Here is a 21,419-nt window from a genome sequence, read left to right as displayed (position 1 = left end):
GCCGTCCCGTAAGCCGGGACGGTGACACAGCAGCAGAAATCTAAATGTGTAATTCCTGTAATTTTTCTTTCGGTAGCGCCAGTTCGTCGTTGTGGTTAACGCGAATTTCATTGTCGATGATATGGCGTGCTATCTCCTGCGCTTCATCCAGAGAATGCATTTCGAAGGTTCCACACTGGTATTCGTTCAGCTCAGGAATTTTGCACTGATCGGAAACTTTAAGAACATCCTGCATCGCTTCCTTCCATGATTTTGCCACACGTTGCTCGTCCGGTGTGCCAATAAGGCTCATGTAGAAACCGGTACGACATCCCATTGGCGAAATATCGATAATCTCCACCCCCCCACCGTTGAGATGATTGCGCATAAATCCGGCAAAAAGGTGTTCCAACGTGTGAATACCACGCTCAGGCATGACTTCTTTATTTGGCCTGCAAAAGCGCAGATCAAAAACAGTGATAGTGTCACCATGAGGTGTTATCATGATCTTAGCTACGCGAACCGCAGGTGCCGCCATGATGGTGTGATCGACGGTAAAGCTATCCAACAATGGCATATTGTTACCTCAAGAATTGAATTTATTTTGCGATTAATGAAACTTTATCTGTCATGCAGGGTCTGAATATTTGAAAGACGCGCATTTTGTTATCGTCATCCCTGTTAACAGAGATGCTAATTCGGCCACAGTAATGTGGCCTTTTCTTTTTCAGCTTCTGCTTCGCAGAAAATCTTCGAAACTGAGCGTATCATTTTCTTCAATTCGTTGCTGCTCACGCTTTGAACGAACCGATTCCTGCTCCATTTCTGACGCGGTTAATATCTCCAGCGTTTCTTCTCTCAGCTGGCGTTGATACTTTTCCGATAAAGCCACGCCGGTCGCCACAATACCATTTTCCTGTAACGTAGCAAGGAAACGCGCTGAAAAAGTCAGTTCGGGATGATCAAAGGATGCAACCAAATGCTCACATACCTGCTGGTACTCGCTATCACTATGCTGCTTATCCAGCACTTCAGCCACGCGACGCAAATCCTTAAACAACGTTTTTCCCACGTCCTTAAGTGGATACAACGTTTCCTCGCACCCCAGCCCTAACATTAACTCCGGGTTGCGTCCTTCCAGAATGACCCTGTTCCAGTTCTTACGCGTACAAGCCAGCTCTTCACTACTCATTTCTGGCGCATCAGCCAGTACACACCAGATAAGAAACAAATCAAGAAAACGAACCTGATCTTCATCAACACCAATTGGCGAGAACGGGTTGATATCAAGAGAGCGCACTTCAATATATTCAATGCCCCCCCGCAGCAGCGCATCTGACGGATTTTCACCTGAGCGCATCACACGTTTGGGTCGAATCGGCGCATAGAACTCATTTTCGATCTGTAATACGTTAGTGTTGAGCTGCAGCCAGTGCCCTTTATCATCTTTAATCCCCAGTTCTGCATAATTCGCAGACGGCGTTTTGATCGCAGCTTTCAGCGCCCGAACATAGTCCGTCAGGTTGTTAAACGTAATGCCCAGACCGCTTTGCGACTTATTAGTATAGCCTAAATCACTCAGCCGCAAAGAGGTGGCATAAGGCAACCATAACATCCCTTTCTCACTTCGTTCAAAGGGCAATGTTGTCTCCTTTCCTTGCAAAAACGAGGAGCAAATCGCCGGGGAGGCGCCAAACAGGTAAGGTATGACCCAGCCAAATCGATAATAATTACGGATCAGACGAAGATAGCCGTCAGAAATAACCTCCTGGCCGCTTGTTGCATCATCAACGCCAGCCCATACCTGCCAAAATGTTAACGGCAGCGAAAAATTATAATGCACACCAGAAATCAACTGCATCAGTGCACCATAACGATTTTTCAGCCCTTCACGGTACAGTGTTTTCATCTTACCGATATTAGAACTGCCGTATTGTGCCAGCTCAATCTGCTCAACATCGTCAATCAAGCAGGGCATGCTCATCGGCCACATTCTCTCTTCACCCAGTTCACGCGATGCATGTCGGTGAATGTCTCGAAGAAAAGACAGAAGCTGCTCAATGTTGTCATTAACGGGGGTGATAAACTCAAGTAGCGTTTCAGCAAAATCTGTGGTAATCCACTTGTGAGTCAATGCAGAGCCTAACGATTCAGGATGCCCGGTCGTTGCTACATGACCATTGGGCCTGACACGCAACGTTTCGCGTTCAATACCGCGACCAATACCTTTCATTGCGTCAGGGTGCGCTTCCAGCCATGAAAGCGCCTGTGATACGTCCGGAAACAAATCGACCTCCCGCTCGGGGAAAATTTATTATTGTTAAGCATAATGTTAATCGCAGCACAAATTCTTCGCTAATTAATGCCACTATTCCATGCCATGCCATGAAGTGTTACAAAAGCGACCACAACGTAGCGTAGCGTTTTCCCTGCGGCGAGGAAAAACACCATTGCCAGCCAGGATAAACGCAGCCAACCAGCTAATACACACAGTACATCACCAATAACGGGTAGCCAGCTCATCAACAATACGGCCGCTCCCCAACGGGACAACCATGCTTGCGCTGTACCCTGCCAGCGACCCTGCGGCAAAATGCGACCAATGATAATATTTGTCAGTCCACCGAGGGTGTTCGCAAGTGCTGCGCAAAAAATGATGCCAGGTACAGAAACGTTACCTGCTATAAGGAGAGCAACCAGTAGCACCTCCGAACTGCCCGGTAACAACGTGGCACTTAAAAAACTACTGGCAAATATTGTCCCACGGGAAAACCAGTCATTCACAACAGGCGAACATCAACAACATCCATACCTGCCGCTTGCGCAGCGCGTATACCAAAATCAGCGTCTTCAAATACCACGCACCGGGACGGGTTCACTCCCATTAGTTTAGCGCAGCGCAGAAAAGTTTCTGGAGAGGGCTTGTGCTGACTGACATCATCAGCGCCTACGATGACATCGAAGCATTCCAGCAGGCCAAGATGTCGCAACAATCCTTCTGCCATCGCGTGCTCACTGCCAGTTCCCACAGCCATTGGACGGCGACCTTTATAGGATTTAACGACTTCTACCAATGGTAATGGTCGCACTTCATCAAAAAGTATTTCTTTTAATTTTGCCGTTTTCTCCGCCGCTAACGCACGGGGATCAAGGTTAAGGCGGTTAGCAGCAAGTATCGCTTCAGCAATTCGCCATGTAGGTGAACCATTCATACCTGTCAGCATATTGTGATCAAAATTTACACCATAAGGCGTAAGAACCGCTCGCCATGATTTGCGATGCGTGGACTCGGTATCGAGAATAGTCCCATCCATATCAAATATCAGTGCGTCGTAGCTATCATACATACCTTTTCCCTCACCTGCGGAGTTAAAGCGGATAATGTAGCCTACACTACTTTTTCGACTGTTTCTGGATTGAGTCAAAAATCATTGAATTGACAGAAGATTATTTTACATTAAAGGATTTAATAGGTTAACCTTGCAATTCTTAAGGACAAATTATTTTATTGAAAACATTAGTGAGGACTCAATAAAAGCTAAGGAAATAAATGAAGGATAAGAAAATGCATGAGGTATGCAGGAAATGAATTGATTAATATGGTGCATCCGGGAGGATTCGAACCTCCGACCGCTCGGTTCGTAGCCGAGTACTCTATCCAGCTGAGCTACGGATGCATGAATAAATCATTATGTAAGAACGACCAAACTATAGCGCATGTGTATACATACGGTTATTAACTAGTTATGACCTGATTATTCAGATAACAACCGCATTAATAATGGTGCACCCGGGAGGATTCGAACCTCCGACCGCTCGGTTCGTAGCCGAGTACTCTATCCAGCTGAGCTACGGGTGCAAATGGCGGTGAGGCGGGGATTCGAACCCCGGATGCAGCTTTTGACCGCATACTCCCTTAGCAGGGGAGCGCCTTCAGCCTCTCGGCCACCTCACCATACGCACTCTGTTGAATTGTGCTTCAGAACGTTGTTTCTGCTCATCGGCACTGCGTGGCGCACATATTACTTTCCCGGACTTATAAGTCAAACAATTTTTCCCTTCATCTGATTGATTGCACATTTCACACGCAATAAGAATGTTTTAGCGGCAAAAGGAGTGATTTTTCAACAAGAGTTCTCGCATTCGGATCCAACAAGCCATATGCGTTCTGGTCGTAAAAGAAGGTGACAGTATAAAAAGAAGGAAGAAAAAATCGGGAAAGCCAGCGGTGCCTCGCTTTAAAAGCGAGGCACCTGATCCGTTAGTAACTCGTTTGCTGAGTTTTTTCGGCCTGAATACGCTGATAAATCTCTTCGCGATGAACCGATACTTCTTTAGGAGCGTTGACACCAATGCGAATCTGGTTTCCTTTCACTCCCAGCACCGTTACAGTCACCTCATCGCCAATCATGAGGGTTTCACCAACTCGACGAGTTAGAATAAGCATTCTTTGCTCCTTGAAAGATTAAAAGAGTCGGGTTAGCTATCTCTCCCGGCATTATCCATCATACAACGTTAAATGTAGACTATGACAAAAACACTACAAGTGCATCATCATACCAATACATTCTGCCGATACTTAGTTTAGCCGAAATACGCACCAGTAACCTGACTTTATGTATTATTGGGATTACACCTGGTCCGGGTACGCCACAGACACTCTCCATGACGTCCCTTCAGATGCTCTCTTGTAGTATTACAGTTTTGCAACAACCCAGCTTTCAACACCAGCAAGTGCACCAGATAGTGCCTGAACATCACTACCGCCCGCTTGGGCCATATCCGGACGTCCTCCACCCTTACCGCCAATTTGCTGTGCTAACTGTCCAACCAACTCTCCCGCTTTCACGTGTTCGGTGACATCTTTCGTGACGCCAGCGATCAACGACACTTTACCTTCATCGACGGTCGCTAACACAATAATCGCCGACTTCAACTGATTTTTCAGATCGTCAACTATAGTACGCAACATCTTAGGTTCAACATCTTTTAGTTCGCTTACCAGTAGTTTTACACCTTTCACATCAACAGCCTTACTGCTGAGTAAAGCACTTTCCTGGGCTGCCTGCTGCTCTTTAAGCTGCTGCAACTCCTTTTCCAGTCCGCGAACGTTATCAAGCATTGATCGCACTTTTTCGTGCAAATTAGCCTGATTTGCCTTCATTAATTCAGCAATATCCTGCAACTGCTCACTTTGTGCATACACCTGCTGAAGAGCGCCTTCGCCAGTAACAGCTTCGATACGTCGAACACCTGCAGCAGTACCTGACTCGGAAGAGATTCTGAATAAGCCAATGTCGCCGGTACGACCAACGTGTGTTCCACCGCAAAGTTCGGTAGAAAAATCACCCATGGTCAGCACACGCACCCGTTCATCATACTTTTCACCGAAAAGCGCCATAGCACCGAGCGCTTGTGCTGCACCCAGCTCCATAATATTGGTGTCAACGACAAGATTACGGCGGATCTGCGCATTGACGATATTTTCGACCTCGCGAATCTCCTGCGGCTTCATCGCTTCAAAATGTGAAAAATCAAAACGCAGATATTTGTCATTAACTAACGAACCTTTCTGCACAACATGATTGCCTAGAACCTGGCGCAATGCTGCGTGCATTAAATGCGTTGCAGAGTGATTCAGCCTGATGCGACCACGCCGTGCATCGTCAATATGTGCTGTCAGGCGGTTTCCAGACCTTATTGAGCCTGACTTCAGCTTGCCCATATGTCCAATGGCTTGGCCGTATTTTTGTGTATCATTAACGGTAAATAATGCGTGGCTTCCTCTCAGCTCACCCGTATCACCTACCTGACCACCTGATTCACCATAAAATGGTGTTTCATCCAGAACGATCACACATTCCCGATCGCTATCAATTTGTTCTACCGGCTGACCATCAACAAATATGGCTGTCACTACTGACGTGATTTCTGTCTGGTCATAGCCTTTGAATACGGAAGCAGCATCAGTTTGAATAACACTGTTGTAATCACTGCCAAAACCACTGGCGCTACGTGCACGCTGACGCTGCTGATTCATGGCATTCTCAAAACCCGCTTCGTCAATTTTCAGATTGCGCTCACGACAAACATCCGCAGTCAGATCGGCCGGAAAGCCGAAGGTGTCATACAGACGGAAAACTGTCTCGCCATCGAGTGTATCGTCCTGCAACTTCGCCAGTTCCTCATCCAGAAGCGCCAGACCACGTTCAAGCGTTTTCGCGAACTGCTCCTCTTCAGTCTTCAGCACCTGCTCAACCTGAGATTGCTGCCTTTTTACCTCATCCCCAGCATTACCCATCACCTCTATCAACGGGGCAACAAGTTTCCAGAAAAATGTTGCTTTTGCACCAAGCATATTACCGTGGCGAATTGCACGACGAATGATACGACGTAGCACATAGCCACGGTTTTCATTCGATGGGATAACACCATCAGCGATCAGAAAAGCGCAGGAACGAATGTGATCGGCCACGACGCGCAAAGATTGATTAGTCAAATCGTTGGTGCCGGTTACTGCTGCGACAGATTTAATCAGGGTTTCGAACAGGTCAATTTCATAATTAGAGTTTACGTGCTGCAACACGGCAGTAATACGCTCCAGTCCCATCCCTGTGTCTACTGAAGGCTTAGGCAAGGGCAGCATGGTGCCATCAGACTGCCTGTTAAACTGCATAAAAACGAGATTCCAAATTTCAATATAACGATCGCCATCTTCTTCAGGACTGCCCGGAGGTCCTCCCCAAATATGATCGCCATGATCGTAAAATATCTCCGTGCAGGGTCCACAAGGTCCGGTATCACCCATCTGCCAGAAATTATCGGAAGCATAGGCGCCGCCTTTGTTATCACCGATACGGATGATACGCTCACGTGGAACACCAATATTTTCCGCCCAGATGCCAAAAGCCTCATCATCGGTTTCGTAAACGGTCACCCACAGTTTCTCTTTCGGCAGATTGAACCATTGTTCGCTGGTCAGCAGTTCCCATGCATATTCAATCGCTTCGCGCTTAAAGTAATCACCAAAACTGAAATTACCCAGCATTTCAAAAAAGGTGTGATGACGAGCGGTGTAGCCCACGTTTTCCAGGTCGTTATGTTTGCCACCCGCGCGCACACAGCGTTGTGAAGTTGTAGCACGGGAGTAATTGCGCACATCCTGGCCAAGAAAAACATCCTTAAACTGATTCATGCCAGCATTGGTGAACAGCAGAGTAGGATCATTATTCGGAACGAGGGAGCTACTGGCTACAACCTGATGTCCCTTGCTGTGGAAAAAGTCGAGAAACGCCTGGCGAATCTCCGCAGTGCTCTTGCTCATAAATATCCTGGAATTACGCTAAGGAATATTTCGTGGGTTTAAGATACCGGCAGGATAAACCTCTCGCCGATAGCGCACGAACAAAAAGTGGTGAATAAGATAAATTTTCTTCGATGGGAAGTAAAATCCCATCGTCGCTCAATTTTCAAAATTTGAATAAATGCCATGGATATCTTCAGTAAGATACCCTTTCATCATCAGATAACGCTGTACTTTTACCCTCTCTTTCCAGAGCGATGGTAGCGGCAGGCCAAATTTTCTTTCAGCAACTTCATAAGCCTTCCTGCACCAGTCAATCTCTGCCGTTGCCAGAACCTCATTGCTTGTCTCCTGGCTAATACCCTTTTCACTTAGCCCCCTGCGTATGCGCTGGCGACCATAGCCTTTGCGACTGTAGCTGGCAACGTAACGTTCCGCGAAATGGGCATCATCAAGGTAACAATGCTCATAGCACCAGGCTACAATCTGGTCGATTTGCTCCTGGGAAGGAGCGTCAAATTCGGGTACTCGGCTTGCAGTTAGAAGGGTAGCAGGTAAAGAAAGCTTGCGGCGCAATTCAACCTCACTATGATCGCGTACAGCAAGAATGCGTACGGCACGCTCTGACAGGCGGGAGATCACACTACGTTCTTTTGTATCTGGCATCGGCCCCCACAACTTTTAGCTCAATAAAATGGTGAAAATCCAGAGTAACAGGAAAAAAATATAAGAAACAAAAAAGGAACGGCAACAGGCTGTTCCTTTCTTTAGTCTCTATAACCACCGCTCTGAGTTTAGCGCTCAGAAGCTCTCATCTGCTTCGCTGATGGGATGGCTATCTGCATCATCAGCAGAGAAATCGGGCTTACTGTCTGGATTGTTTAGCAGCATAGCGCGTAATTTACTTTCTATTTCACTGGCAATCGCCGGATTTTCTTTCAGGAAATTACCCGCATTGGCTTTACCCTGACCAATTTTGTCACCGTTATAGCTATACCAGGCGCCGGCCTTTTCAATCAGTTTGTGTTTGACACCGAGATCTACCAGCTCACCCAGAACGTTGATGCCTTCACCATACATGATCTGGAATTCAGCTTGTTTAAAGGGTGCAGCAACTTTGTTTTTCACCACTTTTACCCGAGTTTCGCTGCCCACCACTTCATCTCCCTCTTTAATCGCGCCGATACGACGGATATCAAGACGAACAGAAGCATAAAACTTCAGGGCATTACCACCCGTAGTGGTTTCCGGATTTCCGAACATCACACCAATTTTCATACGAATCTGGTTAATAAAAATCAATAGTGTGTTGGACTGTTTCAGGTTACCCGCCAGCTTACGCATCGCCTGGCTCATCATGCGTGCTGCCAGCCCCATGTGCGAGTCGCCAATTTCGCCTTCAATTTCGGCTTTAGGCGTTAGCGCAGCGACGGAGTCGACAATAATGACGTCGACAGCCCCAGATCGAGCCAGCGCATCACAGATTTCCAGAGCCTGCTCACCCGTATCAGGCTGGGAGCACAGCAGATTATCAATATCAACACCGAGTTTCTTCGCGTAAACCGGATCCAACGCATGTTCGGCATCAATAAATGCACAGGTTTTTCCCTTACGCTGGGCGGCAGCGATAACCTGCAAAGTCAGCGTGGTTTTACCAGAAGATTCAGGTCCATAAATTTCAACAATACGGCCCATGGGAAGCCCGCCTGCGCCCAACGCAATATCCAGCGAGAGAGAACCCGTAGATATGGTTTCCACATCCATAGTGCGATCTTCGCCCAGACGCATGATAGAGCCTTTACCAAATTGCTTTTCAATCTGGCCCAGCGCGGCTGCCAGTGCTTTTTGCTTGTTTTCGTCAATAGCCATTTCAACTCCTCATCACGCGGGGGAAACACACATACGTGGATCTTTACCGTATTCGAATGACGATGATTATACTGTACGGTCATACAGTATCAAGTTTATTTTTTGAGAAAATGCCTGTACAGCGTTAACAGGCCCCAGGCCGTTGCCTGACGTCGGACAGCCTCGCGATCGCCAGAAAAAACCTGACGCTGCGTAAGCGTTTCTTGATTTGCTGCTGCAAAGCCGAACCAGACCGTACCCACAGGTTTCTCTTCCGAACCGCCATCAGGTCCGGCGATCCCACTGACAGAAATGGAAAAGTCAGCCCCCGCAGCGGCGCGTGCTCCCTCTGCCATTTCCCGCACAACCTGCTCACTGACAGCACCATATTGCGTCAACGAATCAGGGGTAACACCAACCATTTCCTGCTTGGACTGATTGCTGTAAGTGACAAACCCGCGCTCAAACCAGCACGAACTACCGGGTATATCGGTTATAACTTTGGCAATCCAGCCACCAGTACAGGATTCGGCTGTGGTCATTGTGGCTTTCAGAGACTGCAACCGCTGGCCAATCTCACTGCTTAATTTATTCAAATCATCGTCCGTCATTGCCATTTCCTTCCCTTACCGTAAGAAACAGAAAGATTAGCATTTTTTAACCCAGACAAGGAAAGGATTACCCGCTTTGCGAGACGGCTTCAGGAAAGATAATAATTAGCTATCAGCAGGCATTTAACATAGCGAAGAGAAACATCAGCACACAGCCACACTGGATTTAATTTATGCAGGTAATAAAAAAATCAGACCAGTTTATCCCCCTGCCAGAGACCAATGCTGGTGAGCCAGAACAAGCGATAGCATAATAATGCTATCGCTTGTTACAAAACCATAAGCAGCCAGATTAAGTAAAAAACGCATAAGCTTAAGCACAGCAGTCCATAATATTTATCGCGGCTGATATCTGCGCTACGACATAATTTTTCTTTCTGTTTGCCTATCGGCCGTTGATTGATTGGCGAACTAAGCGGATATTTTAACGTAAAAAAGTAACGTTACGGGCAACATTCAATGAGATCTCACCACAATTGTGATAATTTCATTCACTGGGAAGTTGATTACATCAGTGAAAAGAATAATTTGCCACCAGGCAGATTAAGCTTAAATAGCAAAAAATAAAGCGCAAAAGGCTGCAAAAAGCAGGCCCAGATAAAGCAGCCATGAGCAGATAATATGGCAAGGTTACCTGTCAATAAACCCTGCTTAAAGGTAATCAAAGGATTCAGAAACGGCCAGCATCCCGTACTGCTTCACCCAACTGCCACACCGCCATTGCATAATGGTTATTGTTATTATAACGAGTAATGACATAAAAATTCGGCAAGCCATACCAGTATTGATAATACTGTCCCATATCAAAACGTAGCAGACTGACCTGCTGCTGGTCATTCAGTGGTACCTGTGGCGACAGGCCGGCAGCGGAAAGCTGCTCAGGCGTATAACGCGTTTTGAAACCATTTTCCAGCGGCGACACCTGACCGTTAGCTGGCACAGCAACTGTCCCCTCTTTTTGCCAGCCATGTGCACTGAAATAATGTGCAATACTGCCAATAGCATCTTCCGGATCCCACAGATTGATGTGTCCGTCGTTGTTAAAATCCACCGCATATTGTTTATAGGAAGAAGGCATAAACTGCCCATATCCCATTGCGCCAGCAAATGAACCACGAAGCGCCAGGGGATCATCATTCTCTTTCCTGGACATCAGCAGGAAAGTTTCCAGCTCACCGCTGAAATAGTCGGCCCTGCGCGGATAAGCAAAGGAAAGTGTCGTCAGCGCATCAATAATACGGGTCTTACCCATCACACGGCCCCAGCGGGTTTCCACACCGATAATACCGACAATAATCTCAGGTGGAACACCATACTTCAGCCAGGCACGATTAAGCGCGTCCTGATATTGATTCCAGAACTGCACACCATTTTGAACGTTGTCCGGCACAATGAATTTATTGCGATAGCGTATCCACGCCCCATTAGGCCCGGAAGGCGGCTGATAAGACGGAGCCTGACGCTCCATTAATCTCAGCACCCAGTCCAGCCGTTTTGCCTGTGCCAGCACATCATGCAGCTGCTGACGATTAAAATTATGCTCCCGCACCATTTTATCAATAAAGGCGTCAACAGCAGGGTTATCGGAAAAATCACCGTCCAGTGGCGCAACAGTATGCGAGTCGGCGTTCAGAAAGTTATTGCCCCCTCTGAACGGATTACCATGATGTGCTTCATGCTGAAGCAGTTTACCGCTACTGCAGGCCGGGAGTAAAATCAAGGGTAATAAAAGCGAAACTAAATAACGCATCAGGTACCTACAGCATAATAAAATTAGTGCTTACGTTAAGGCATAGCCCAACAGCAAGAAAAGCAGATGTTATGTAAAGGTATAACAGAACAATTCGTTTCCCACTTCACACAGCATAGCCGCGCAAATCACCACATTTAAATTGACTTAATTTAAATAAAACGATATTTCAATAATAGTAATCATGGATTTTGTTATCAGGAGGGATGATGACTAAACATGCAGCCATACTGCTGGCTCCGGGATTTGAAGAAGCTGAAGCCTTTATTATCATTGATATTTTGAATCGGCTGAAGGTGAAAGTGACCACTGTTGCCTGCCATGATCGACATGAAGTTGCCAGCTATCATGCCATCAGGGTATGTGCCGATACGCTATTAAGTGACGTTCAGTACAACATATTTGATGCGGTGGTGATTCCGGGAGGGCCGGAAGGCACGGTAAATCTTGCGGCGAATCCAGAGGTCAAAAGGTTTATTACACGGCATGACGAAGCCGGCAAATTGATAGCACCAATCTGTTCTGCCGCAGCACGGGTTCTTGGTAATAATCACCTGCTTAAGGGACGGCGTTATACCTGCTCAGGCGAGCTGTATAAGGCGGTAACAGATGGTATCTGGAGCAACGAGAACGTCGTGGAGGATGGCAACCTGATCAGTGGTAAGGGCTTAGGAAAAAGCTTTGAATTCGCTTTCCAACTGGCATGGCGTTTAACTGGTGATACCGAAACCGCCGATTTTCAGGCAGACCACATTTACTTCGATCACTGGCGGAGTAATCAAGGTATAGATGCCAAATGAAGCGTTTCCGGGAGCCGGGCTGTTCCCGCCTCGCAGTGCATACAGAAATGATAAGAGTCTTCCCCTTAATGGTGGGAAGACTCAGAACGCCATATCCAGAGACTGTAATTAAAATTGTGTAATTGCCTGTTTTTGATATGTTCACTCCAACAATGGAGACAGGCAAATTATGGACGAGAAGAAACTTAAGGCCCTTGCTGCTGAACTGGCCAAAGGCCTCAAAACTGAGGCCGGCCTTAATCAGTTTTCCCGCATGCTCACGAAGCTGACCGTTGAAACGGCACTCAATGCAGAACTGACTGACCACCTCGGGCATGAGAAAAATGCCCCTAAAACCGGCACCAATACCCGCAACGGCTACTCTTCGAAAACGCTGCTGTGCGACGACGGTGAAATCGGGCTAAACACGCCGCGCGACCGGGAAAATACCTTTGAACCTCAGCTGATTAAGAAGAATCAGACGCGTATCACGCAGATGGACAGCCAGATTTTATCCTTGTATGCCAAAGGCATGACCACGCGGGAAATCGTCGATACGTTCAAAGAGATGTACGATGCTGATGTGTCACCGGCCCTGATATCAAAAGTCACGGATGCCGTTAAAGAGCAGGTCGCCGAATGGCAGAATCGCCAGCTGGATGCGCTCTATCCCATTGTTTATCTGGACTGTATTGTTGTTAAGGTTCGTCAGAATGGCAGCGTGATTAACAAAGCGGTGTTCCTGGCACCGGGCATCAATACCGAAGGCCGGAAAGAGCTTCCGGGGATGCGGCTGGCTGAAAATGAAGGTGCAAAGTTCTGGCTGAACGTGCTGACGGAACTTAAAAATCGCGGCCTTCAGGACATCCTGATTGCCTGCGTGGATGGCCTGAAGGGCTTCCCGGATGCGATAAACAGCGTCTATCCGCAGACTCACATCCAGCTGTGCATCATCCACATGGTGCGTAACCGCCTGAAATACGTGGCGTGGAAGGACTACAAAGCGGTCACGGGCGGGCTGAAAACCGTTTATCAGGCACCAACAGAAGCGGCCGCACGGATGGCGCTGGCTGCGTTCGCCGAAGAATGGGATGACAAATATCCACAAATCAGCAAAAGCTGGCGTGCGCACGGGGAAAACCTCAATACGTTCTTCGGCTATCCGTCTGACATCCGAAAAGCTATCTACACCACGAATGCCATTGAGTCGCTGAACAGCGTGATCCGTGCCGCCATTAAGAAACGCAAGGTATTCCCGACGGATGACTCAGTGCGAAAGGTTATTTACCTGGCAATCCAGTCGGCATCGAAAAAATGGAGTATGCCGATCCAGAACTGTCGGCTGGCGATGAGCCGCTTTATTATTGAGTTCGGTGACCGCCTGAGCGTTCACCTTTGACGTGGTGGCAGTTACACAGAATTATTTACAGGGTCCATATCCAGCTTCCCGTAGTGGAACATCACTCCCAGCTTAAATCGCTCCCGGTTTCGATAACCTCTGGCCTTTATCCTCAACAGCCTTATTTTACTGTTGAGTGCTTCGGCATTACCGTTTGAGACGCTGTACCGCATTGCGTTAAGTATTCCGTACAGCCTTTTCGCGATGGTTCCTGCCATGTTTCTCATTGCCGGCATATCGCAAGTTCTTGCCAGCGCTATCCACTGCTGCCAGTCTGCACGGCGTTTATCACTCCATGGACGGTTCCAGATATCTTTCGCCAGTTCTTTCAGGGCCCGACACTGGCTGGTCAGTTGCATCTGCTCTCTCAGTCATGCCAGTTTTTCCTGTCGGGGTTCTGTCATCCATTTTTCGCTGTATTGCCACAGGAAGCGGGTTCCTTTTGCCTGGCGGCGACTGTCCACCGGAAGCTGGGGGTGTTAATTTTTCCGTCTATTATCAACGAGTTAGCCAATTTTTTGCCACATGAAAGCGGTAAAAGGCGATTTTTCCTGCTGCTCCCGGAAGAGGGAGCCGCTCTACTCTGATATATCCGGCATTCATATCCATTGAGAATGTTTTGACAGCTTCCAGTTGGCTGTCGGTGAGGGTGCGAAGATAGCTGGCAGGACTTTCTGTTCCCCGATCATCCGTTAACGCCAGCGCTCGTCCCTCACGATCGGATATCACGGTGATGTACCTGTGCCCTTTTTTGAATGCAACTTCATCCACATTCATATGCCGGGCTGATAGCAGCTTTTTTATTCGGGCAAGACCACATTTAACTGCCCGGGTCATAATGCCGTCAACGGCATTCCAGTTAAGCTGAAGCTGAAGCTGCTTTCTTACCGCATCAACCGTGCTAATTTTCAGCCAGGAAAGGACGAATGATCCGAACAATAACGTGTACCGGCTACACGGTCCGGCCCACGGAACAGGTAACGTCTGGCATCCATGGTTTGGGCACATGACCCGAGGGACATTCGCCTCAACGACAGTCATGAACTGGCAGGTATCAAGATGACACCATTTGCGGTGGCGATGATCGTGAACAGGGCATTGCTGTCCACATGTCGGGCAGAGTAATTGAGTATTTTTAGCGATCCCGACAACAACGGTGACAGCACCAGCGCTTTCATCAAGAGAAAGGGATTGGACCTGCCACGGAGCAGGCAGATTCAGAATGTGAGCATAGAGTGACTTCTCGTCCATGATGATCTCTGTGGATAAAACATACAGTTATCTGTACTAGCTCAGACCTGATCTGACAGTTACCGGTTATTTATACAGGTGTCTGTCAGATTAAATCTGGTTCAGATTTTTTTCTGCCCAGACCCGTTTACCATCAAGTAAAGTTGCCATTGGCGTACGCCCGCAGCACATTTTACCCTGATGAGTTCGCTCATTATTGTAATGCCACAACCAGTTGTCCAGATCTGCCTGCAGGCTTTCCAGGTCTCCATATAACTTCTTGCGGAACGTAACCTGATAAAAATCCTGCAAAATGGTTTTATGGAAGCGCTCGCAGATACCGTTCGTCTGTGGAGACATCGCCTTCGTTTTCGTATGGTCGATATCGTTGATGGCCAGATAAAGCTGATAATCATGCTGCTCCACTTTACCACAGTACTCCGTACCCCTGTCGGTCAGTATTCTCAGCATCGGCAGTCCCTGAGCCTCGTAGAACGGCAATACGCGATCATTGAGCAGGTCGGCGGCGGTGATCGGCGTTTTACTTGTATACAGCTTGCAGTGTGCCACTTTTGAGTACGTATCCACAAACGTCTGCTGGTAGATACGGCCAACACCTTTCAGATTGCCAACGTAGAAGGTGTCCTGCGAGCCCAGATAACCCGGATGTGCCGTCTCGATTTCGCCGCTGGCCTCATCATCATGCGCCTTTTTCTCCAGCGCTGCGATTTGGGCATCGGTAAGCACAATGCCTTCTTTAGCGACTTTCTCCTCAAGCGCCTTCAGGCGTTTACGGAAGTTCTCCAGGTCGTGTCGTTGCCAGATGGAGCGCACGCCGCTGCCGGAGATAAACACGCCTTTTTTACGAAGTTCATTGCTAGTCCGATGCTGACCATGAGCCGGGAACTCAACGGCGTACTCAACAACCGCACGTTCCGTGGCCTCATCGGCGCGGTTCTTCAGGTTGGGTACCCTACGACTTTGATTAACCAGCGCATCAATACCGCCTTCTTCAGCCAGTTCCTGATAACGGTAAAACGTGTCTCGCGACACGCCCATGATCTTACAGGCTTTTGATACGTTACCGAGCTCTTCGTCCAGATTGAGTAAACCGGCTTTGTGTTTGATGATGGGATTGTTAGTATGAAGCATGAGAGTTACCTCGCGTTTTGTATAAGGATTCGACACCCATATCAAAACCGGTAACTCTCAACCTTTCAAGGCCCATTGTCAGATCAAGTCGCGACTAATACACTTTATTATCGAGTTTGGTGACCGCCTGAGCGATCACCTTTAATACGGTGGCAGATACACAGAATTATTTACAGGGTCTACCCGCATTCAGCCACGTCCACGGTGTCAACGCCAGGATTTATGGTCGTTTTTCGCCATTTTTAATGTCCGCTATTTGATCACTTCTGCTGTCCGCTTTCCGCCATTTCATCATCACTGACTGGCATCGCGCTTTTGGCCAGCACCCCGGCTTTGCGTTTTTCCTTCAGCCGCTAACTTTCTCCTTTGATGTTCAGCGTGGTTGAGTGATGCAGCAACCGATCCAAGATCGCCGTTGCCAGCACGTTATCTCCGGACATCTCTCCTCAGTCTGCGAAGCTTTTGTTTAACGTCAGGATGATGCCCGCTTTTTCATACCGCCGGTTCAGCAGGCGGAAGAACAGACTGGCTTCCTCCCTGGTCATCGGAAGGTAGCCGATTTCGTCCAGGATCAACACAGCGGCTCCTCATAAGCACTCAGTGGACGATGTTCCACCATGCTGACCTGCTGCCAGAGCGGAGCATGGTGCCCAGGCACCGTCTGCCATCCAGATGATGCTGAACAGGGCCGGTGTAATGCTACCTGCTGCTCATTACTGTAGATCCGCAACTCGTCATCCAGTGATATTCGTATCGAGACCGGCTGCCCACACAAGGTTTCGGGAACACTGTAACGATTGCCGCCAACCTCGATATAGCGGTCCCAGGACACATGGCGGATGTAGAAGTAGCTGGTATCGAGATCCTTATCCGGCAACGGCTGCAGGTGTATTCAGCATCCGGTTTTAGCACGGCGAAGACACGGAAGCGACGGGAGAACCGCAGCGTATTTACCGCGCGGTTAACTTTGCATCGCTGTCCCGCGACCTCCGCTTCGATTTCGCACCGATCGTACTGCAACTGGTAACCGGGCTGGGTTTCGAAGCGCTCCGTTTTTTGATGGTCGCATTTTGCGTTTGGGCTGGATGTAATAGCGCAACATGGAGCGCACGCCGATGTACCCCATTGCTTTGATTTCTGCGGGGATAACATCGCCATTTCAGACATTCTCAGCCAGGCGCGTGTCAATATCGTCCATGAACGGCTTCAATTTGTGGCGTGTTTTTCTGGCCGGTGGTTCAGGGTATTTAAGATATCGCCTGACAGTACGCTCAGAGCAACCAGCCTGAGTCGCAATATCGACAATGTACGCACCCTGCTTGCTCATTTGCTTTATCATGTAAAAGGTCCTCTCTGCCCGGCATGTCGATGTCCTTTCTGGTGTGATAACCTGAACCTCAAGGAAACAACATGTTGGGGGGAGCGGACAATTCAAATGGCGAATTACAGTCTTATATCATTGGCGCTAACACTGCCACGTCGGCGGCCCTGTATCCAACGACTTCAAGCGCAGCCAGAGGGCTGATAATCTCCGTCCTTCGGCGGGTTTGCTCCCATGTTTCGTCGGGAAGGGTGGACACTCCCCGCTCAATAATTTGCGATGTTTCCGACACAATGCCCAGACCTCGCTTTGGTACACACGAGTATTGAGCATAGTCGAGAGGGGTTAAGATGACTTCTGATATTCTGCTGTCAGAAGCCACCTGCACATCCGACCTTACCTCCGGGCTGTTGCGTCATGCATGTATAGCAGAGATGTGTGCTGCTGTGTTAGTCAGCAGCCTCAATGCGTAACAACTGGTTTACATCGCCTGAATCCGCAGGAGCTACTACAGCCCTGCTGAAAGGCAATTCTCCCCTGAATGACATCCAGACCAGGTCAGGATTTTTTTTGTTCCTGATAATCACTGTGCCATCAGAATTTTCATCAATCAGCCACAACGCAGAATCTTCATCGGCAATCTTACTTTTGTCTGCAAGATTCAGGTTCACTATTCTTTCCTGGGTGCTGTCATAACGGGCACACATAAGACCTTCAAAACCACAAATAAAATAGCCTTCCTCAGAAGGAACAAGGGTAAACGTATGAATGCCGGAGTATGAGGGAGTCAAAGCATCGAAATTGAACAGATAATTGAGATACTTCATCTGCCCGGAAGACTCGCGGATATAAAACTTTTCAGGAATAGACATTAAAACTCCTTATACCATTTATGAAATATGACAACTGCAAACCCTCACTGAAACCAGGCGAACGAGGGTCAGAGTCAGTTTTAGTTTAGTTGAAGGTGCTGTATTTATCCGTCAGGGCATAAAGAATGGCCGCCGTATCTGCATCAATGACGCCGTCGTAGTTTTCCTGACGAAAATGTAGCTGGAAGGCCCGGACAAGCAGCTGAAACACCGAAGCGGTTGTTGTGCCGGAAACGTCATAGCCCCAGGTTTTCAGCCTGGCAATGATATCCTCATCAGACGGAAGTCCCCCGGCGGCAAACTCCGCCAGATAAGCTGACCGGGTGTTATCGTCATACCATGCCCCGACTCCGGCCTCATAAAGCGTTTTCCAGGGGAACGCGGCCCCGGGGTCACTTTTCCTGCACGGCGCAATATCGGAATGCCCCACGACATTCACAGGGCTGATGTCCGGATACCGCTGGAGGATATTTATTGCCAGCTCTTTGATTGCGTCAATCTGAACCGGGTTATAGGGAGGAAAGACAAACACGCCGTCATTATCACTGGCCAGATTAACCACCTCAATTCCGATGGCGGTGTCGTTAAGATTACTCCACCCTGCCCAGGAGCTGGCCCCGGCATGCCAGGCCCGTTCGTTTTCATCAACCAGGTTAAAAACACGCATATCGTTAAAACCGGCTGCAATGTACATTTTGTCGTCCGGGTCCGGGACCAGGTAATGCGCACTCACGGTGCCGTCACCGGCAAGTGCACGCACCGATGCGGCAAAATCAACGGCGGTGTAATGCATGACAAGAAAGCGCACGCGCCGGTTAAAACCCTTTACAGAGCGGTAGCTGTTATAATCGATGGGGTACATTTTTATTTCTCCTCTTCCTGTGCCTGACATCCGGCTGCCGCCCGGCGCGCTTTCAGATACTCAACAGCCTGCTGCGTCTGCGGCTCTCTCAGAAACATGTGGCGGAACAGCATGCATCCGTCCACGTCATTCAGGGAATCATTCCGGTCAAACTGCCGGGTGATTTCGGGCACCCCGCCTTCGACCGTCCAGTCAGGTTCAGCGGCTGACGGGATACCGACCTTGTAAAGCACCATGCAGATATACAGTGCACTAACAGTGCCTCTGATGGTGTCGGCCCACCACCGGGTTATCACATTATACCGGGCGACTTTGCGGGCAAAGGGCCAGTAAACCTGGGGCACGATATAATCAATGATGCCGTCAGGTACCCACTTCTGCGTGTCCGCATACACCGAATCATAGTTTGGGCCCCCGGCCTGCATGTCTGACCCCAGCGGGTCATCGACCCTGTTCCGCCATACGCGTGCAGGGCGGACGCCGGGTTTGATGGCCTTAATCCGCCAGTGACAGGCATCCACCAAGGAATACGTATTGTTTCTTCGCCAGTCACCTTTACTGTTGAAGCCCTGACGGACTTCTGCCAGGTGGCGTCGTCGTCCAGCGAGGAGTCCGCGGATTCGTAATAGAAGTAATCATCGAACTGAATACCGTCGACATCGTACCGGGTGACAATTTCCTCAACGATACCGGCGAGCCAGGCCTGAACCTTTGGAATACCGGAGCAAGCGCGAAGCGATTATAGTCGACGCGGGTCCATTCAGGATGTGTTCTGTAAACGCCGGAAGCAGAATCCGGAAATGAGTTATTCAGTTCATCGACGGTGGCATCGCGGGTATTCATTGAGAGGCGGTACGGATTAACCCGGGCGTGAAGCTCAATGTTTCTGGTATGAGCCTGTTCAACCGCCCAGGCAAGGCGGTCGAAGCCGGGATTTTTGCCCAGCGTCCCGGTCAGGTATTTCGACCAGGGCAGTAAGTCTGATGCATAGAGCACATCGGCACAGGGAACCACCTGAAATATCACGGCGTTCATGTTCATGGCCACGATATCGTCAAGAATACCGGTCAGTTCTTCTTTCTGCCATTTAATACGCTCAACATCATCCCGGATAGTGAGTGAGGAGGCGGAAGGCCAATCCAGATTGATAACGCCGGATACCCAAGTGGCCCGCATTTTCCTGTTTTGCATAAGATTACCTTCTTCAGGTGGAGTTCATTCATTAACTTCCCGCATGAGTAAACAAAAGAGAAACGGAATGCCAGCCAGGAGTCAGTTTTGCTGATTTTTGTGAGCGTCATCTGGTCAGAACATGTCGCCTGACAACCGGAAGAAAAGAAACCATTCAGTCAGTCCCGGGTTATCATTGCGGTAACCCGCGCACTCCGCCTCTGACATTTCGTGCAGTTGTCTTCTGAAAATAACAGGATGTCAGAAAAACGGCAGATCGCACTTAAACGCCTGAAAGCGGGTGCCGGTATCAGCTCTGTGGCGCGGGAATTCGGCACTTCCTGGCAGACCATTATGCGGATGCGTGATGATGCACTCAACCCGGTGGCACCAGAATAGCATGGAACGTGCCCCTATTAAGTTGTCAGGCATGTTTATGACGTCGTAGGGGTATATCGCGCATCATGGCGCATAGAACACCACAGCGCCCCCTTGACAGGGCTATAACCGCCTGGCTATGTCGTTTCCTCTGGCTCATTGTGCGTGTGTACTAAGCCCTGGAGATCGGATCGCTGAACACCGCGAAGGCCGACAGGAACAGCGCACATTTGAGGAGTTTATCTGGGTCAACAGGCCGCGGATACGGTTGCTGGCCTGCGTTGTCTGCGCGGCAAGATCATCATCGAAGCCACAGAGCATGGAGGGTTCTGCGATTTGCTCGTCGGTCAGCTTTAGCGTGCGTAGCGCGTGAGGCAGGGTACGGGCTGCTTCGGCGATGATGACCGCATCGCGGGCATCGGTTTTGGCTTCACCGGCGTGTAAGTCGGCGATACGGCGCATTGCCAGCCCGGGGAGGTGTCCAACAAGGACGCCTTCAGAGCGTGCAACGGCGACGGGTAGCGGAGTGTATACTGGCTCAGTATGTTACGGCGGAGTGGGAGTTCAGGAAAGTGCTTCATGTGGCAGGTGTGACATTTACGTTAATCCTGAACAAATATCAGCATTAAATTTAAATAAAATATTTATTTTTAGCATATCAGACTGAAATTTTTTATTTCCTGCAGTCATTTTTTTCGTCCACCTGCCATCAGCATCCAGGGAAATTCTGATAATTTCTACTTTAGTTATTAATGGTATTTCCAA

The 21,419-nt window shown here is 48.8% G+C and carries 18 protein-coding genes, 3 tRNA genes and 5 pseudogenes; 3 read left to right on the top strand and 23 right to left on the bottom strand.

The window, feature by feature from the left end:
• Positions 1-40: 40 nt before the first annotated feature.
• The 13 genes from luxS to mltB all read right to left on the bottom strand — a co-directional run bounded on the left by luxS (position 41) and on the right by mltB (position 11,491).
• Positions 41-556, bottom strand: coding sequence for an S-ribosylhomocysteine lyase (gene luxS / locus LU633_RS09340; RefSeq protein WP_016193105.1), 516 nt, complete (start codon positions 554-556; stop codon positions 41-43).
• 150 nt (positions 557-706) lie between these two features.
• Positions 707-2,266 (bottom strand): glutamate--cysteine ligase, encoded by a 1,560-nt coding sequence (gene gshA, locus LU633_RS09335; RefSeq protein ID WP_016193106.1) that lies wholly within the window; start codon positions 2,264-2,266, stop codon positions 707-709.
• Between the two features lie 68 nt (positions 2,267-2,334).
• Positions 2,335-2,763 (bottom strand): YqaA family protein, encoded by a 429-nt coding sequence (locus tag LU633_RS09330; protein WP_016193107.1) that lies wholly within the window; start codon positions 2,761-2,763, stop codon positions 2,335-2,337.
• Positions 2,760-3,326: a fructose-1-phosphate/6-phosphogluconate phosphatase gene (yqaB, locus tag LU633_RS09325; RefSeq protein ID WP_016193108.1), complete on the bottom strand. Its 567-nt coding sequence runs from the start codon at positions 3,324-3,326 to the stop codon at positions 2,760-2,762. The genes LU633_RS09330 and yqaB overlap by 4 nt, the downstream gene beginning before the upstream one ends.
• A 253-nt stretch (positions 3,327-3,579) precedes the next feature.
• Positions 3,580-3,656, bottom strand: a tRNA-Arg gene (locus tag LU633_RS09320).
• 105 nt (positions 3,657-3,761) lie between these two features.
• Positions 3,762-3,838: transfer RNA gene (locus tag LU633_RS09315), tRNA-Arg, on the bottom strand.
• 3 nt (positions 3,839-3,841) lie between these two features.
• A tRNA-Ser gene (locus tag LU633_RS09310) sits at positions 3,842-3,934 on the bottom strand.
• A gap of 306 nt (positions 3,935-4,240) precedes the next feature.
• A complete protein-coding gene (gene csrA, locus LU633_RS09305; protein WP_016193109.1) occupies positions 4,241-4,426 on the bottom strand; it encodes a carbon storage regulator CsrA in 186 nt (61 codons plus the stop codon).
• Between the two features lie 249 nt (positions 4,427-4,675).
• Positions 4,676-7,303 carry an alanine--tRNA ligase gene (gene alaS / locus LU633_RS09300; protein WP_016193110.1) on the bottom strand — a complete coding sequence of 876 codons (2,628 nt, stop codon included), beginning with the start codon at positions 7,301-7,303 and terminating at the stop codon, positions 4,676-4,678.
• A 138-nt stretch (positions 7,304-7,441) separates the two neighbouring features.
• Entirely contained in the window at positions 7,442-7,948 is a 507-nt protein-coding gene (locus LU633_RS09295; RefSeq protein ID WP_016193111.1) for a regulatory protein RecX, read from the bottom strand.
• A 135-nt stretch (positions 7,949-8,083) separates the two neighbouring features.
• Positions 8,084-9,151: a recombinase RecA gene (gene recA, locus LU633_RS09290; RefSeq protein ID WP_016193112.1), complete on the bottom strand. Its 1,068-nt coding sequence runs from the start codon at positions 9,149-9,151 to the stop codon at positions 8,084-8,086.
• 95 nt (positions 9,152-9,246) lie between these two features.
• On the bottom strand, positions 9,247-9,741 hold the full coding sequence (pncC, locus tag LU633_RS09285) for a nicotinamide-nucleotide amidase (RefSeq protein ID WP_016193113.1): 495 nt from the start codon (positions 9,739-9,741) through the stop codon (positions 9,247-9,249).
• A gap of 670 nt (positions 9,742-10,411) precedes the next feature.
• Positions 10,412-11,491 carry a lytic murein transglycosylase B gene (gene mltB, locus LU633_RS09280; protein WP_016193114.1) on the bottom strand — a complete coding sequence of 360 codons (1,080 nt, stop codon included), beginning with the start codon at positions 11,489-11,491 and terminating at the stop codon, positions 10,412-10,414.
• A gap of 209 nt (positions 11,492-11,700) precedes the next feature.
• Between mltB and LU633_RS09275 the strand changes: the two genes are divergently transcribed.
• Together LU633_RS09275 and LU633_RS09270 are read left to right on the top strand one after the other, a co-directional pair.
• On the top strand, positions 11,701-12,291 hold the full coding sequence (locus LU633_RS09275) for a DJ-1 family glyoxalase III (RefSeq protein WP_040465922.1): 591 nt from the start codon (positions 11,701-11,703) through the stop codon (positions 12,289-12,291).
• Positions 12,292-12,460: 169 nt separating this feature from the next.
• The gene (locus LU633_RS09270) at positions 12,461-13,669 is read left to right on the top strand and encodes an IS256 family transposase (RefSeq protein WP_046371820.1); all 1,209 of its coding nucleotides are present in this window, start codon (positions 12,461-12,463) and stop codon (positions 13,667-13,669) included.
• Positions 13,670-13,680: 11 nt separating this feature from the next.
• Here the strand turns inward: LU633_RS09270 and LU633_RS09265 are convergent.
• The 9 genes and pseudogenes from LU633_RS09265 to LU633_RS25915 all read right to left on the bottom strand — a co-directional run.
• A pseudogene (locus LU633_RS09265) lies at positions 13,681-14,920 on the bottom strand (ISL3 family transposase).
• A gap of 90 nt (positions 14,921-15,010) precedes the next feature.
• Positions 15,011-16,051 (bottom strand): IS481 family transposase, encoded by a 1,041-nt coding sequence (locus tag LU633_RS09260; RefSeq protein WP_046371818.1) that lies wholly within the window; start codon positions 16,049-16,051, stop codon positions 15,011-15,013.
• A 260-nt stretch (positions 16,052-16,311) separates the two neighbouring features.
• Positions 16,312-16,635 (bottom strand): annotated as a pseudogene (locus tag LU633_RS09255) (ATP-binding protein); the annotation flags it as partial.
• Positions 16,623-17,390, bottom strand: a pseudogene (locus tag LU633_RS09250) (Mu transposase domain-containing protein). The pseudogenes LU633_RS09250 and LU633_RS09255, both read right to left, overlap by 13 nt.
• A gap of 112 nt (positions 17,391-17,502) precedes the next feature.
• Positions 17,503-17,664, bottom strand: a complete 162-nt coding sequence (locus LU633_RS09245) for a hypothetical protein (protein ID WP_198292536.1) — start codon at positions 17,662-17,664, stop codon at positions 17,503-17,505.
• 157 nt (positions 17,665-17,821) lie between these two features.
• A complete protein-coding gene (locus LU633_RS09240; RefSeq protein WP_016191996.1) occupies positions 17,822-18,244 on the bottom strand; it encodes a hypothetical protein in 423 nt (140 codons plus the stop codon).
• A gap of 85 nt (positions 18,245-18,329) precedes the next feature.
• A complete protein-coding gene (locus LU633_RS09235; RefSeq protein ID WP_016191995.1) occupies positions 18,330-19,106 on the bottom strand; it encodes an N-acetylmuramoyl-L-alanine amidase in 777 nt (258 codons plus the stop codon).
• Positions 19,107-19,108: 2 nt separating this feature from the next.
• Positions 19,109-19,627, bottom strand: a complete 519-nt coding sequence (locus tag LU633_RS25920) for a family 10 glycosylhydrolase (RefSeq protein WP_325175735.1) — start codon at positions 19,625-19,627, stop codon at positions 19,109-19,111.
• 92 nt (positions 19,628-19,719) lie between these two features.
• Positions 19,720-20,282: pseudogene (locus LU633_RS25915) on the bottom strand (glycoside hydrolase family 10 protein); the annotation flags it as partial.
• 252 nt (positions 20,283-20,534) lie between these two features.
• Here LU633_RS25915 and LU633_RS09225 point away from each other — a divergent pair.
• A complete protein-coding gene (locus LU633_RS09225; protein WP_016191994.1) occupies positions 20,535-20,675 on the top strand; it encodes a helix-turn-helix domain-containing protein in 141 nt (46 codons plus the stop codon).
• Between the two features lie 216 nt (positions 20,676-20,891).
• On the opposite strand, the pseudogene LU633_RS26165 reads toward LU633_RS09225, so the two are convergent.
• Positions 20,892-21,176, bottom strand: a pseudogene (locus tag LU633_RS26165) (IS110 family transposase); the annotation flags it as partial.
• Positions 21,177-21,419 lie beyond the last annotated feature (243 nt).

The sequence above is a fragment of the Erwinia tracheiphila genome (assembly GCF_021365465.1).
In the GTDB taxonomy this organism is placed as follows: domain Bacteria; phylum Pseudomonadota; class Gammaproteobacteria; order Enterobacterales; family Enterobacteriaceae; genus Erwinia; species Erwinia tracheiphila.
This window is presented reverse-complemented; position numbering and strand designations above follow the sequence as displayed.